Origin of the sequence: Paraburkholderia sp. Ac-20340 (assembly GCF_017104965.1) — a bacterium.
Taxonomy (GTDB): Bacteria; Pseudomonadota; Gammaproteobacteria; order Burkholderiales; family Burkholderiaceae; genus Paraburkholderia.
Map to the genome: position 1 here is coordinate 65,356 of NZ_JAAGPR010000038.1, position 15,493 is coordinate 80,848.

Below are 15,493 nucleotides of genomic sequence, written 5' to 3' on the forward strand. Positions count from 1 at the left end.
GCCATCCGCGCGCCGTCAAGCAGCAGGTTTCCAGGGTATGCAAGCATTCTCGATAATTCGCATACCGAATGAATAAAAACGGGCGGCGGCGCCACACACGCATTCGAACACTTTTTTGTTTGGAGAACAGGGTGAACAGCCATAAAAAACTTATTTTCGCCGCAGTGACGGCCGCGCTTTCGGGAGCGGTTCACGCACAGAGTTCGTCGGTTTCGCTTTACGGTGTTGTCGATACCGGGATCGACTTCACCAACAACAGCGGCGGCAAACAGCTCTGGCACATGCAGGACGGCACCTATGACGGGCTCTACGGCAGCCGCTGGGGGCTGAAAGGCGAAGAAGACCTGGGCGGCGGATTGAAGGCGATTTTCAAGCTGGAAAGCGGTTTCAACGTGGTGAACGGCACCATGGCGCAAGGCAGCCGTCTGTTCGGCCGTCAGGCGTGGGTCGGACTCGCCGACGATCGCTTCGGCACTGTCACGCTGGGCCGTCAATACGATTCGATCGTCGATTATGTGCAGCCCATGACGCTCACCGGCAACTGGGGCGGCCTCGCCTTCCATGCGGGCGATATCGACAACACGGCGAACTCGTTTCGCGTCAATAACGCCATCAAATACGCGAGTCCGAAGATCGCGGGCGTAACCTTCGGCGGCATGCTGGCGCTCAGCAATTCGAGTGCGGACGGCACGAGCAAGATCGGTATGTGGAGCGCGGGCGCGGCGTATTCGATCGGCAACCTGAATTTCGGCGCAGCGTATTTCTACGCGAAACAACCCGCCACGCTTTTCACCGATGGCGACTTTATCGGCAACACCACGGGCGCCGCGGTGGGCGCGACAGGCGCGTTCAGCTACGTGGGCAATCCGTCGAACGAACAGATTATCGGCGCCGGCGCGACGTGGCTGCTCGGTGCGGCAACGCTCGGCTTCAACTACACCAACACGCGATTCGACGATGCGAACGGCACAACCGCCCAGGTGCGCTTCGACGATTACGAGGCTTGGGGTTCGTACGCGCTGACGCAGGCGGCGACGATTGCTGCCGGTTACTCGTACACGGACGGCAGCGTGGGTTATTCGTCGGCGCGACCCAAATACCATCAGATCAATCTCGCCGCCGACTACAAGCTCAGCAAGCGCACCGAGGTCTATCTGTCCGCTGCCTACCAGATCGCAGCAGGCGCCTCGCAACCTGCGGCCATCTTCAACGGCGTGGTCGGCGATGCGTCGTCGTCGGCTCGACAGCTTGGATTGCGCGTGGGCATCGCGCACAAGTTCTGAATCCCTTCACGTGTATTCCACGGCGCGGCTGCGCTGCGCCCAACCCTTCCCGGGAGCCATCATGAGCCTTTCCTCCAGCATCCGCCGCCGCATGCTCGCCGTCGCGGTCAGCGCCGGTCTCGGCACGCTTTTCATCGGACATACCGCCTTTGCTGCGGGTGACGCCACCTGGCAAAAGGTGCGTGCGGACGGCGTTCTGCGATGCGGTGCAGCCGCCTCGCCGCCTTATGTGATTCGCGATCCGCAGACGCAGAGCTACGAAGGCGCGTTCGCCGATCTGTGCCGCGGCTTTGCCGAGCGCCTGAAAGTGAAGGCAGTGTTTGTCGATGCCACCTGGCCCAATCTGATTGCCGGCCTGCAATCGGACAAATGGGACATGGCGCTCTCGCTCAGCGATACGCCCGAACGCGAAAAGGCCGTGAGTTTTTCGGCGCCCGTATTTGATTCCAGCGTGACGTTCGCCTACGACAAACGCAATCCCAAACTCGCCAATGCGCCGCATTCGATGGCCGATCTGAATCGCGCCGATCTCACCCTCTCCGTCATGGCCGGCTCCGTCGCCGACAAGGCCATCAGCGACGTGCTGACAAAGCCGCACATCATGCGCCTGCCCGACGCCGATGCCGCGCGTCTCGCGTTACTGTCCAGGCGCGCGGATATCCTCGCCGACGACATCGCCACCAATATGCTCGTCACCGCCGCGCATCCCGAATCGCTCGTTGCGTTCAAGCCAGCGCCCGCGCTCGCGCCGCTGCCCGCCAACTTCGGCGTGAGCAAGGCACTGCCCGCAGCCGATCTGGCCTATTTGAACAGCTATATCGACGAACAGAAAAAGTCCGGCGCAATCGACCGCATGATGGACCAGGCAGTCAAGAAAACGCTTCAAGCGGCGAAGTAACACGCGTTTGCACCGCCGCGCCGGCAACGTGCGCGGTGCAGATGCGCCCGCATTTTCGCCCCCCTTGCTTCACCGTCTGCTGTGCCGCCCGCTGGAGACCTCACCATGAATGTTCATACGTCGATCGCCACCCGGCCGCCCGATACCGCCGCACCGCCTCTCGCGCCTGCACCATTCGTCGAACTGCGCGAAGTCTACAAATCCTATGGCGAACATCTCGTCGTGATGGACGGGCTCTCGCTCGACATGCAGGCCGACGACCGTCTCGTCATCATCGGTCCGAGCGGCAGCGGCAAGAGTTCGCTGCTGCGCTGCATGATGGGACTCGAAGGCATTCAGGGCGGCGAGATCCAGTTTCAGGGCCGCTCCTATATGCGGCCCTCGAAAAGCGCTGCCCAACCCGTGCTCGATCGCGCGCTGCAACGCCAGATCGGCATGGTGTTCCAGCACTACACGCTGTTTCCGCATCTTTCGGTGCTTGGCAATCTGATTCTCGCGCCGATGAAAAGCGCAGGCATGTCGAAACGCGACGCCACTGAGCGCGCACGCGCCTATCTCGCGCGCCTCGGCCTCGAAAGCAAACTGCACGCATATCCCAGCCAGCTTTCGGGCGGCCAGAAACAGCGCGTCGCCATTGCGCGTGCGCTGATGCTCGAACCCCGGCTGATGCTGTTCGACGAAGTCACTTCGGCGCTGGACCCCGAAATGGTGGTCGAGGTGCAGAACGTCATGCTGCAACTGGCTGAACAGAAAATGGCGATGATCATCGTCACGCACGACATGCACTTCGCACGCGATATCGCCACGCGAGTGATCTTCTGCGCCAATGGATCGATCGTCGAACAGGGGCCGCCCGCGCAACTGTTCCGCCAGCCGCGCGAGAGCCGCACGCGCGAGTTTCTCGAGAAAGTGCTGCATCTCGACTAAGGAGAACTGCGTGCACTATCACTTCGACTTTTCTTTTCTTTCGGGCCGTCTGGGCGCGTTGCTCGGCGGATTGGGCATCACGCTCGAACTGACGATCGTGGCGAACGTGCTGGGCGTGACACTGGGTTTCGTGCTCTGCCTGGCTTCGACCAGCCGCCATGCGTGGGTACGCTGGCCCGCGCGTGCGTATATCGAGTTCTTTCGCTGCACGCCCGCGCTATTGCAGATCGCATGGTTCTTCTACTGCGTGCCGATGATGTTCGACTTCTTCATCGGCCCGGTTGCGCTGGGCATTCTCGCGCTTGGACTCAATCTCACAGCGTTCAACGCGGAGGCCTATCGCGCGGGTGTGCAGGCCGTGCCGAAGGAGCATCTGGATGCCTGTGTCGCACTCGGCCTGCGCCCGTGGCAACGCACTTTTTATGTCGTGCTGCCGCAGGCCCTGCGCAGCGCCACGCCCATCCTGATGACCAACGGCATCGGTGCCTTGCAGCAAAGCGCGCTGGTGGCCGTGGTCGCGGTGGGCGATCTCATGTATGTCGGCAACCAGATCGCCACCGATACATTCCGCCCGCTCGAAACCTATACGCTGGTTGCCTGCGTTTATTTCGCGCTGTCCGTTCCGGCTGCCGCGCTGATCCGGCTGGTCGAGCGCCGCCAGGATCTCTCCATGCAGCGTTGAAGGAGCCACCATGTCCGTTCATTTCGCCATCGTGCTGCCCTATTGGCGCGTACTGCTGCAAGGGCTGGCCACGACTATCGTCTTTACGCTGGGCTGCGCAATCGCTGGCAGTATCGGCGGCTTCGTGCTGAGTCTGTTGCGCCTGTCGACTCATCGCTGGATCAATGCTGCCGCCTCGTTCTATGTCGAGCTGTTTCGCGGAACACCGCTGCTGATCCAGTTATTCTGGATTTTCTTCTGTCTACCGGTGGTATTAGGTCTTGCGATTGCGCCTGCGATTTCCGTGCTGGTCTCACTCACGCTCTACATGATCGCGATTACCAGCGAAACGTTTCGCGGCGCACTCAAATCGATCGCCAGCGAACAGCACGACGCCTGCGTCGCGCTGGGCCTCACGCCGCGCGCGAAGATCCTGCACGTGATCTTTCCGCAGGCGCTGTTGCGGGCGCTACCACCGCTGCTGTCGAACGTGGTGAGTCTGTTCAAGGAGAGCGCGCTGATCTCGTCCGTGGGCATCGCCGATCTCATGCTCGTCGGCCAGAATATTTCGACCAACACGGCGCGCCCGGTCGAGTTTTTAACGACTGTCGGCGCGATCTATTTTCTGGTGGCGTTTCCGCTTACCCGTCTCGTTGGCGTAGTCGAATCGCGTTTGCTGCGCCGCTACGCCTGCTGACGCATCAGCACCTTTTGAACATGCCGGACGGCCTCGCTTGCGAGGCCGTTTTCGTTTTCGCGTGACGTCATGCGGGTAAATCCCGAGCACTCATTGCAAATCGCCCGGCATTGCTACGACAGCGTAGATGAAATCGCTCGCGCCCCGCTCCGGCGGGGGCGGCGTAGTTTCGCGCCGCGTGCAGCACTCGTCCAGCTATAGGACATGGCTATAGCACGCACCTGAGCAGCCATTCTTCACGCGATTTTTTGACCTTCCGATACTGGCTGCAACTGATGCGAACCGTCCCTGGGACAACAGTCCCGGAGCCAGCACACACGGAGGTGAACCATGACGAAACAAGCGCGCTATTGCGTGATTGGCGCCGGCGCAGCCGGTCTTGCCGCCCTCAAGACCTTGACCGACGCGGGCGTTGCGGCCGACTGCTTCGAAAAGAGCGATAGCGTGGGCGGCCACTGGCGCCACGACTACGATGCCCTGCATCTGATTACGCCGAAGAGCAGTTCCTTCTTCGATGGCTTTCCGATGCCCGAGTCGTACCCGATGTACCCGAGCCGCGATCAGGTGGCCGCCTATATGCGCAGCTATGCCGAACACTTCGGCCTGAATGCGATGATCCGCTTCAATACGGCGGTCGAGCGCATCGAGCCGCTGGGCGAGCGCGGCGCAGACGGTTGGCGCGTCACGCTCACAGACGGCACATTGCATGAATATGCCGGCGTAGTGGTCGCAAACGGCCACCTCTGGGATGCAAGCATTCCCGCTCTGGGTCAGGGTTATAGCGGGCGTTCGATCCATTCGGGTTCCTACCGCAATACCGCCGATATCGAAGGCCGCGTGCTGGTGGTCGGCTTCGGCAATTCCGGTTGCGATCTGGCCGTGGACGCCGCGCAGAGCCGCCTCGACGTCACCATCGCCATGCGCTGCGGCCAGGTGTTCCAGCCCAAGACGTTCTACGGCCTGCCGCGCGCCGAAGTGCCCTTCCTCAACGCACTGCCGCCGGAAATGCAGAACATGGCGGCGTCGATGCTGATTCACACGGTACTCGGCACGCACGAGAACTATCCGGGCATGCCTGCGCCGGAAACCTACGATCTCGAGAAGCAGCCGCCCGTCGTCAATTCGCTGCTGCTGTACTGGATTCAGCATGGCCGCATCAAGGTGGCGCCCGGCCTGCGCGCGATCGAAGGCAAGCGCGTGACCTTCGCCGACGGCACCGAAAGCGAATACGACACCATCCTTTGGGCCACGGGCTTCAAGACCACGCTGCCGTTCCTCGACCGCTCGCTGCTCGAATGGCGCGATGGCGTACCGCTGCGCACGGCGGCCATGACGTTGCCTACCGGCCTGGAATCGCTCTACTTCGTTGGTCTCGCGGCGCCGCGCGGCGCGCAATGGCCGGTGTACTGCGCGCAAAGCCGCCTGATCGCGCGCTTCATTGCGCTGCGCGAACAGGGCGTAACAGGCCTCGCCGATCACTTCAACCGCACGCAGGACGCCGATTCGCGCATCGATATCGTGCGTCGCCTGTGGCAGCAGAACCTCGACGAAACCAGCCGCGCGCTGGACGCCATCGCCCAGGCTGGCACGGGCAGCATCGCCAGGCGGCAAGACGAGGCGCAACTGGCTGTTTGAAGCACAACTGCACGCTGTAAGGCCTACCTAACCGCACATTCGGATACCCGCATGAACACGCAGAAACTGGAAACCGCAGGACAGAAAAGCGTTCTCGTCACCGGCGCGAACTCTGGCATGGGACGCGCCACCGCGCAGCGCTTCGCCGCCGAAGGCTGGCACGTGGTCGCGCTCGACGTCGCCGCCGCTTCGCATGGCGCCGAAGCCAATATCACGGCGGCCGTTGCCGATATCGCCGACGAAGCCGCGCTCGCCCAGGCCGTCGCTCAGGCGCTGGAAGGCAAGCCGCGCCTCGCCGCCGTGGTCAACGCGGCCGGCATTTTCCCGACCTCATCGCTCGAGAGCTTCGACACCGCGCTCTATCGGTGCATCTTCGACATCAACGTACTCGGCACGCTGAACGTGGCGCGCGTGGGCGCAAGACATCTTGGCGATCGAGGCGGCGCGATGCTGTTTTTCGCCTCGGTCGATGCCTTTGCGGTTTCCCGCAACCAGTTGCTTTACAGCGCGTCGAAAGCCGCCGTGGTGTCCATCACGCGCTCGCTCGCCATCGAACTGGCGGAACAGCACGTCACCGTCAATGCGATCGCGCCGGGCTGGGTGGATACCGAGGGCACGCGTCGCGGCGGGCGCATCGAGGCCGCCATTCCCGGCATTCCACTGCATCGCGCAGCCTCGGTCGATGAAATCGCCACGTGGGTCTGGAATCTCGCGCATGAGCCGTCCTATATCACCGGTGAGACGCTGTGCATCGCGGGCGGCGTGTTCATGCGATAGCACGCGATGGTGCGCGCGCGCTTTCTTTTTTGGCGCGCTCGCACCGCTGATTTGAATGTTTCATGATGTGAGGAGAGCTGAAATGAGTGCGAAAGACCTTTCGTCTGAGGATTTCCCCGGATATATGCAGATTGCCGCCACACGCCACGAGGAGGTATCCGCGCTCAGGCGCGCCGTCGTCGGCGTGACCTGCGGCAACATGATCGAATGGTTCGATTTCGCGCTGTATTCGTCGCTGGCGACCATCATCGGCAACGTGTTCTTCAAGAACCAGAGCCACGCGACACAACTACTCTCGATCTACGCAACGTTTGCCGCAGGTTTTCTGATTCGCCCTATCGGCAGTTTCGTATTCGGGCCCATCGGCGACCGCTACGGGCGGCGCACCGCGCTCACGCTGAGCATTGCGCTGATGTCGATCGCCACCTTCTGCATCGCCGTGCTGCCCGGCTACGATTCGATCGGCGCGGCTGCACCCGCGCTGCTGCTGGTGATCCGCCTGCTGCAAGGCCTCTCGACCGGCGGCGAATACGGTGGCTCCTGCACGTTCATCGCGGAACACGCGCCCGACAGCAAACGCTCGTTCCTCACGAGCTGGCTCGAATTCGGCAATATCTCCGGCTTTCTGCTGGGCGGCGCCGTAGTCAATGCACTGATGTTTTCGCTCGGCGAAACAGCAATGGCCGCGTGGGGCTGGCGCATTCCGTTCGTGATTGCCGGACTCACGGGTCTGGTCGCGCTCTATCTGCGTCTGAATGTGGACGAATCGCCGGTCTTCAAACAGATGCAGCAGAACGAAGCACACCAGAAACACCTTTCCGGCAAGCAGCGTTTTATCGATCTGCTGCTTGCAGAATGGCCACAACTGCTCAAATGCGCGGGGCTCACGGCTGTATTCAATATCACCTACTACGTTGCGCTCGGCTATGTGCCTGGTTATCTCGCCGATGTAGCGGGTCATCCGGTGGAGTTCGGCAATCTGCTGGCCATGATCGCCACGCTCATGATGCTCGCGCTGATTCCCGTTTCGGGACGCCTCGCCGATCGCATCGGAGGCACGAAGATGATAGGGCTGGGCTGCCTTGTCATTCTCGTGGGTGCGATCCCGGCCTTCAGTCTGCTGCGCAGCCAGAGCGTGGCCGTGGTATTTGCCGCACTCATGCTGCTCGTGCTGGCGCAGGTGCTGTTCGAAGGCTCGATGCCGGCCACGCTGGTCTCGCTGTTCCGCGCGCCCGTGCGTTACAGCGGGCTTGCGATCAGCTATAACGTGTCCGTCTCGCTGCTGGGCGGCACTGCACCGCTGATCAACACCTGGCTGATCCATCGCACTGGCAATCCCGTGATTCCCGCGTGGTATCTGATGGGCGGCGCCTTGCTCGGATTGATTGCGCTGCGTTTCGTGAAGGATATGACCGGCAAGCCCTTGCCCATGTGACTCGAACCATTAGAGAGGATCACTGATCATGCGCATCTGCTGGATTCAACCCACCACGAAACTCGACGCTCTCGCGCCGGTCTGGAACACGCTGGAAGCGGAGATTCCACCGCTTCTTTCTCCACAATGTTCGGTCGAGTTCCGCTACACACGGCAAAGCACAAATTTCACGCGTTCCCTGTACGCCGAGCACCTGAACTCAGTCGCGATGATGGATGAAGCGCTCGCAGCCGAACGCGATGGCTTCGACGGCGTGTATTTCGGCTGCTGGAACGATCCACTCTGGGAAACGCGCGAAGTGCTGGGTATTCCTGTCGCTTCCGTGGGCGAACAGTCGATGCTGGCCGCGCTGACCATGGGACAACGCTTCGCCGTCGTCACGGTATCGGCAAAAACGGCGGTTGCCATCGAACGCGACATCGCACTCTATGGATTGCGCGAGCGCGCCATTGCTCGCCCTGCCCGCGCGATCACGCCAGAATCGGATACCGCACTGCTGCTCGGCGCAGTGCGAGATCCGTTCGAATCGTTCATTCCGCGCTTCGAGGCAGTCGCACGCGAATGCATCGCGGATGGCGCGGACGTCATACTTGTCGGCTGCGCCTGGTATGGCCCGTTGCTCAGGCGCGCGGGTTACAGGCAGGTTTCCGGCACGAACATCGCGGTGATCGATTCGACCACGGTGGCGTTGAAGTATCTCGAAGCGATGATCGGCGTGGCCCGCGCCACATCGATCGTGAAATCGCATGGCCCCCAGTTCGCCTCGCCACCACAGGAAAAGATCGTACAGGCACGCTCGGCGCTCGCCACGCCGCGCTAGCCGGCTGCCAGCTCACACAGCCCATCCGGCCCCACACCCACATATCAATTTCGTAATCCAACGGTCACCCTCCGGCAAAGCCCGCACCCGCAGACTGCGAACCTCCATACCGCCGCGCGCGCATGACTGCCTCGACTGCCTGTCGATGGCTGGCCAGCGCGCCATCACGCTCAAACAGGTTCGTCATGTGGATTGTCCGGCTCGCCCTGCGCCGCCCGTATACCTTCGCCGTGCTCGCGATACTCATCCTGATCGCGGGCCCGCTCGCGATCCTGCGCACGCCGACCGATATTTTTCCGAATATCGACATCCCGGTCGTCAGCATCGTCTGGTCGTATAACGGCTTTTCGGCGCAGGACATGGCGCAGCGCATCACCTCCAACTACGAACGCGCGCTGACCTCGGACGTCGACGATATCGAGCACATCGAATCGCAGTCGCTCAACGGCGTGTCGGTGATCAAGGTGTTTTTCCACCCGGGCGCCGATATCAACCGTGCGATCGCGCAGGCCGCCAGCAATTCGGCGTCGATCCTGCGCGTGCTGCCGCCCGGCACGCTGCCGCCGAACATCATCACGTATAACGCCTCGACCGTGCCGATCCTGCAACTCGGCCTGTCCAGCGCGACGCTCGCCGAACAGCAGCTTTACGACCTCGGCAACAGCTTTATCCGCACGCAGCTGGCCACCGTGCAGGGCGCCTCGGTGCCGCTGCCGTTCGGCGGCAAGGTGCGGCAGATCATGGTCGATATCGACCCGCACGCGCTGCAGGCCAAAGGTCTCGCGCCGCTCGACGTGGTCAACGCGATCAACGCGCAGAACCTGATCCTGCCCGGCGGCACCGCGAAGATCGGCGCGCGCGAATACAACGTGCAGATGAACGGCAGCACGGATTCCATCGCCGCGCTCAATAATCTGCCGGTGAAAACCGTCGGCGGCAGCGTGGTCTATGTGCGCGACGTGGCCCACGTGCGCGACGGCTACGCGCCGCAGACCAATATCGTGCGCAGCAACGGCAAGCGCGCGGCGCTGCTCACGGTCGAGAAAACCGGCAACACGTCCACGCTGTCGATCATCGGTCAGGTCAAGGCGATGTTGCCGCATATCTCGGCGGGCTTGCCCAAGGCGCTGACGATCACGCCGCTCGGCGATCAATCCGTGTTCGTGAAATCGGCGATTGGCGGCGTGGTGCGCGAAGCGCTGATCGCAGCCTGCCTCACCGCGCTGATGATCCTGCTGTTTCTGGGTAGCTGGCGCGCGACGCTGATCATTGCGGTGTCGATTCCGCTGGCCGTGCTCACGTCGATCCTCGCGCTTTCGGCGCTCGGGCAGACCATCAACATCATGACGCTGGGCGGACTCGCGCTGGCAGTCGGCATACTCGTTGACGACGCAACGGTCGCGATCGAAAACATCACCCATCACCTCGAAAACGGCGAGCCGCTTTACGACGCGATCCTCAATGGCTCCGGCGAAATCGCCGTGCCGACTTTCGTCTCCACGCTGTCGATCTGCATCGTGTTCGCGCCGATGTTCATGCTCACGGGCGTCGCGCACTATCTGTTCGTGCCGATGGCCGAAGCCGTGATCTTCGCGATGGCCGCGTCGTACTTCTTTTCGCGCACGCTGGTGCCTACGCTGGCGCTCTATCTGCTCAAACCACGCACTCGCAGCGCGCGGCCCGCAAACGCGCTGGTTGCACGCCTGCAGCGCTTCCAGGCCGCATTCGAAGCGCGTTTCGAAGTGCTGCGTCTGGGCTATCGCGCGGCACTCGCGCGCGCCATCGTACAGCGTCGCCGCTTCGTGCCGATGTTTCTCGCCTGCTGTGTCGCCTCGATGTCGCTGCTTTACTTCACGGGCCGCGACTTCTTCCCGAGTGTCGATACCGGCGAAATCCGCCTGCATCTGCGTGCGCCCACGGGCACGCGTATCGAGCAGACGGCGCGTCTCACCGACCAGGTCGAAGCGGCGATTCGCGGCATCATCCCCGCGCGCGAACAAGGCGCGATGCTCGACAACATCGGCGTGCCGGTGAGCGGCATCAACCTGACCTACGATTCGTCGGACCCGATTGGCGCAGGTGACGCCGACGTGATGGTCTCGCTCAAACCGGGCCATCGTCCGACCGCCCAGTACGTCAGTGAATTGCGCAAGCAGTTGCCCAAGGCGTTTCCGGGCGTGACGTTCGCGTTCCTGCCGGCGGATATCGTCAGCCAGATTCTCAACTTCGGCCTGCCCGCGCCGATCGACATCCAGATCGTCGGCAACAAGCTCGCCGCGAATCGTGTGGTCGCCGACGATCTGCTCGCGAAGCTGCGCCATGTGCGCGGTCTGGTCGACGCACGCATCCAGCAGCCCGGCGACGCGCCCGCGATCAATATCGATGTCGATCGCACCCGGGCGATGCAGGCGGGCCTGCAGCAACGCGATGTCGCGCAGAATCTGCTGATCGCGCTCTCCGGCAGTTCGCAGACGACGCCTAATTTCTGGCTCGATCCGAAGAACGGCGTGAGCTATCCGCTGATGGTGATGATGCCGCAGTACGACATGAATTCGCTGCAGGCGCTGTCGAATCTGCCGCTGACGGGTTCCTCGACCAGCGCGAAAAGCCCCGGCGGCGCAGCGCCCGTGCAGAACCTGCTCGGCTCGCTGGGCACGTTCTCGCGCGCCACGCAGCAGGCCGTGGTTTCGCATTACAACGTGCAGCCGGTGCTCGACATCTTCGGCGCCGTGCAGGGACGCGATCTGGGATCGGTCGCGAACGATATCGCCCAGGTCGTGGACAGCGAAAAAGCCAAACTGCCGGCCGGCTCCTCGATCGTGATGCGCGGCCAGGTCCAGGCGATGCACGAAGCTTTCTACGGACTCCTGATTGGTCTCGCGTTCGCCGTCGCGCTGGTTTATCTGCTGATGGTGGTGAATTTCCAGTCGTGGCTCGATCCGCTCGTGATTTTGAGCGGCCTGCCTGCCTCGCTCGCGGGCATCGTCTGGATGCTGTTCGCGACCGACACCACGCTCAGCGTGCCCGCGCTGACCGGGACGATTCTCTGTATCGGCATTGCCACCGCGAACAGCATTCTGGTGGTCACGGCGGCGCGCGAAAAACTCGCGCAAGGGCTCTCGCCTTTCGATGCTGCCGAACAGGCCGGCTTCTCGCGTTTTCGTCCGGTGATGATGACGGCGCTGGCGATGCTGATCGGCATGCTGCCGATGGCGCTCGGACTCGGCGACGGCGGCGAACAGAACGCGCCGCTGGGCCGCGCCGTGATCGGCGGGCTGGCGTGCGGCACGGTCTCGACACTCATGTTCGTGCCGGTGGTGTTTGCCATCGCGCACGGCTGGCTGGCACGGCGCAAGCAGCGGCAAGACGAGCGCGCCGAACTGGCCTCTCCCGAAGCCGCCGACGCCGACGCCGACGCCGACGCCGACGCCGAACAGTAACGCATTCCGAATTCACGCCTATCACATCGCCGATCATGAACGACCTCGAAAAACAGACTCCTGCGCCGCGCCGCAAGGCGGCAATCGCCCTCGCCGCGCTTGCCCTCGCACTGCTGGCCGCGGGCGTCGTCCCGCGATTGCAGGCGAGCCGCGCGCTCGCCGCGCAGACCGCAACGCAAAGCACGCTCACCGTTGCCGTGGTGCGTCCGCAACCCGCGCCTGCGAGCCAGGACCTCGTGCTGCCAGGCGCCGCCACGCCCTTCGCCGATGCCGCGATCTACGCGCGCACGAGCGGCTACATCGCGCACTGGTACACGGACATCGGCACGCATGTGAAAGCGGGCCAGGTGCTCGCGGATATCGCCGCGCCGGATCTGGACGCGCAACTGCGCGCCGCACGCGCCGACGAAGCTTCCGCGCAAGCGGCCTATAACTACGCGAAAACCACGGCGCAGCGCTGGCAAACGATGCTGGCCAGCCAGTCCGTGGCGCAGCAGGACGCCGACGCGAAACTCAGCGACATGCAGACCAGACAGGCCGCGCTTGCGGCCGCGCAGGCCAACGTTGCGCGACTGGCCGAACTGGTTTCGTATGAGAAAGTCACGGCGCCGTTCGATGGCGTGGTGACGGCTCGCGACGTCGACGTGGGCGCACTCGTTACGGCGGGCGGCACGCCCGGCGCGCCGTCGTCCACGAACGAACTGTTCCATCTCTCGCAGACACAGACCTTGCGCGTATTCGTCGATGTACCGCAGGACGATGCCGCCGACGTCACGCCCGCCACCGAAGCATGGTTGACGACGCAACAATATCCGGGCCGCCGCTTTACTGCGCACGTGGCGCGCAGCGCGGGTGCAATCGATCCGACCAGCCGCACCTTGCGCGTGGAAATCGACGTCGACAATGCGGATGGCGCGCTGTTGCCAGGCGGCTACGTGCAGGCGCATCTCGCCTTGAAGACCACCACGCCCGCACTCGACGTGCCCGTGACGGCCTTGCTGTTTCGCGCCGATGGCGTAACGGTTGCAACCGTCGATGCCGCTGGCAAGGTGTTGCTCAAACCCGTGCATCTGGGGCGCGACTTCGGCACGCATGTGGAAGTCACTTCGGGCCTGAGCGCCAACGATCGCGTGATCGACAATCCCGGCGACAGCATCAGCAACGGCGAACCGGTGAGCATCGCGGCCACGACGAAGGCGGCGCAATCATGAACGCCTGCCGATTCACCTTGCGTGCAGGCGTGATGGCGATTGCCGTTGCGCTTGCCGCCTGCTCGACCACCGCGCCCTATCAGCCGCCCAAAGTGGAGATTCCCACGCACTATGCGGGCGCAACGTCGAACGCCGCGTGGAAACCCGCCTCGCCGGCCGATGCCGCGCCGCGTGGCGCGTGGTGGACCGTATTTGGCGACGCGGAACTGAACACGCTCGAAGCGCGCATCGACGTATCGAATCAAAGCGTGCGCAAAGCGCTCGCGAATCTGAACGAAGCGCGCGCGAGCACCGATTATCAGCGTGCCGGTTTTCTGCCGACGATTACCGCTGGCGTGGCGCAGGATCGCTATCGCACATCGGCGAACAAACAGGGATCGTCGCTTGCGGGCAAGACGATTCCCGATTACAGCATGGGCGTGACGGCGACGTGGGAGCCCGACGTTTTCGGGCGTATTCGCGATGAAGTCACGAGCGCGAACGCGACGGCCCAGGCGAGCGCCTCCGATCTGGAAGCGGTGCGGCTTTCGATGACTTCGCAACTGGCGGTGGACTACTTCAGCTTGCGCTCGCTCGATGCGCAAAAGCGCCTGCTCGACGATAGCGTGACGGCTTATTCGCGTGCGCTGTCGATTGTTCAGGATCAGTTGCGTAATGGCGCAATCGACGCCTCGGCGGTCGCGCAGGCACAGGCGCAACTCGACAGTACGCGCACGCAGGCGCGCGATATCGATGTGGCGCGTGCGCAGATGGAACACGCGATCGCTACGCTGATTGGCGAACCGGCTTCGATTTTTTCATTGCCGGCTGTTTCGGGGGCGCAGGGCGGGTTTCGTTTGCCGGAGATTCCGGCTGGGTTGCCGTCGCAGTTGATCGAGCGGCGGCCGGATATCGCGGCGGCCGAGCGGCGCGTTGCGGCGGCTAATGCGCAGATTGGTGCTGCGCATGCAGCGTTTTTTCCGGACCTTGTGTTGAGTGCTACCGCTGGGTTGGAGAGTTCAGTCTTTTCGCCGTGGTTGAGTGCGCCGAGTCTTTTCTGGGCGCTTGGGCCGCAACTCGTTGGCACGATTTTCGATGGCGGCAAGCGTACGGCTACGTTGCATGCGGCGACTGCTCGTTATGACGGGACTGTGGCGGATTATCGGCAGGCAGTGCTTTCTGCGTTTGAACAGGTCGAGAATAATCTTTCGGCGCTTCAGGCGCTTGGGGATGAGTCGGTTACGCAACAGCGTGCTGCGCTGGCCGCCAGGCAGGCTTTGGTGCTGACGACTAATCGGTTTAATGCGGGTGCGGTGAGTTATCTGGATGTGGTGACTTCGCAGACTATCGCGCTTGCGGATGAACGCGATGCGGTGGTTATCGAGGGGCGCAGGATGGAGGCTTGTGTGCGGTTGATTCAGGCGCTGGGTGGTGGGTGGAGTGAGGGTGGGGTTTAGTTGTTGTTGTCGTCGTAGTTGGTGGTGGTGCGGGTTGGCATTTCCTTGTGTTCGTGTCGGTCTATTAGCGTTGCCCCTGTGCAGGGCGGCACTTACTTTCTTTGCGGCGGTGTATGGACTGGAGACATGGGTAACAGGTGTACGGAGACATGGGTAACACTTCGGACAAGTGAATCGTCTGGAGCCGGCCATGCCGTGGAACCCGAGAGACACCATGAATCTGCGTCTGGAATTTGTTCATCTGGCTTTGCAGGAAGGCGCTAACCGGCGCGA

12 protein-coding genes are annotated in these 15,493 nt (G+C 62.8%); all 12 read left to right on the plus strand.

What is annotated here, in order from left to right:
• Window positions 1–68: 68 nt before the first annotated feature.
• The 12 genes from G3N59_RS31710 to G3N59_RS31765 all read left to right on the plus strand — a co-directional run bounded on the left by G3N59_RS31710 (window position 69) and on the right by G3N59_RS31765 (window position 15,220).
• Entirely contained in the window at window positions 69–1,283 is a 1,215-nt protein-coding gene (locus tag G3N59_RS31710) for a porin (RefSeq protein ID WP_205986797.1), read from the plus strand.
• A gap of 61 nt (window positions 1,284–1,344) precedes the next feature.
• Window positions 1,345–2,181, plus strand: coding sequence for a transporter substrate-binding domain-containing protein (locus G3N59_RS31715; protein WP_205986798.1), 837 nt, complete (start codon window positions 1,345–1,347; stop codon window positions 2,179–2,181).
• A 105-nt stretch (window positions 2,182–2,286) separates the two neighbouring features.
• Window positions 2,287–3,108, plus strand: coding sequence for an amino acid ABC transporter ATP-binding protein (locus G3N59_RS31720; RefSeq protein ID WP_205986799.1), 822 nt, complete (start codon window positions 2,287–2,289; stop codon window positions 3,106–3,108).
• A 10-nt stretch (window positions 3,109–3,118) separates the two neighbouring features.
• Window positions 3,119–3,790, plus strand: a complete 672-nt coding sequence (locus tag G3N59_RS31725; RefSeq protein WP_205986800.1) for an amino acid ABC transporter permease — start codon at window positions 3,119–3,121, stop codon at window positions 3,788–3,790.
• Window positions 3,791–3,800: 10 nt separating this feature from the next.
• Window positions 3,801–4,466 (plus strand): amino acid ABC transporter permease, encoded by a 666-nt coding sequence (locus G3N59_RS31730; protein WP_205986801.1) that lies wholly within the window; start codon window positions 3,801–3,803, stop codon window positions 4,464–4,466.
• Between the two features lie 330 nt (window positions 4,467–4,796).
• Window positions 4,797–6,101 carry an NAD(P)-binding domain-containing protein gene (locus G3N59_RS31735; RefSeq protein WP_205986802.1) on the plus strand — a complete coding sequence of 435 codons (1,305 nt, stop codon included), beginning with the start codon at window positions 4,797–4,799 and terminating at the stop codon, window positions 6,099–6,101.
• Between the two features lie 51 nt (window positions 6,102–6,152).
• Window positions 6,153–6,878, plus strand: a complete 726-nt coding sequence (locus tag G3N59_RS31740) for an SDR family oxidoreductase (RefSeq protein ID WP_205986803.1) — start codon at window positions 6,153–6,155, stop codon at window positions 6,876–6,878.
• 82 nt (window positions 6,879–6,960) lie between these two features.
• Entirely contained in the window at window positions 6,961–8,313 is a 1,353-nt protein-coding gene (locus G3N59_RS31745) for an MFS transporter (RefSeq protein WP_205986804.1), read from the plus strand.
• Between the two features lie 28 nt (window positions 8,314–8,341).
• Window positions 8,342–9,133, plus strand: a complete 792-nt coding sequence (locus tag G3N59_RS31750) for an aspartate/glutamate racemase family protein (RefSeq protein WP_205986805.1) — start codon at window positions 8,342–8,344, stop codon at window positions 9,131–9,133.
• Between the two features lie 185 nt (window positions 9,134–9,318).
• Window positions 9,319–12,573: an efflux RND transporter permease subunit gene (locus tag G3N59_RS31755; RefSeq protein WP_205986806.1), complete on the plus strand. Its 3,255-nt coding sequence runs from the start codon at window positions 9,319–9,321 to the stop codon at window positions 12,571–12,573.
• Window positions 12,574–12,608: 35 nt separating this feature from the next.
• Window positions 12,609–13,784 (plus strand): efflux RND transporter periplasmic adaptor subunit, encoded by a 1,176-nt coding sequence (locus tag G3N59_RS31760; RefSeq protein WP_205986807.1) that lies wholly within the window; start codon window positions 12,609–12,611, stop codon window positions 13,782–13,784.
• Window positions 13,781–15,220, plus strand: coding sequence for an efflux transporter outer membrane subunit (locus G3N59_RS31765; protein ID WP_205986808.1), 1,440 nt, complete (start codon window positions 13,781–13,783; stop codon window positions 15,218–15,220). Before G3N59_RS31760 ends, G3N59_RS31765 begins: the two co-directional genes overlap by 4 nt.
• Window positions 15,221–15,493 lie beyond the last annotated feature (273 nt).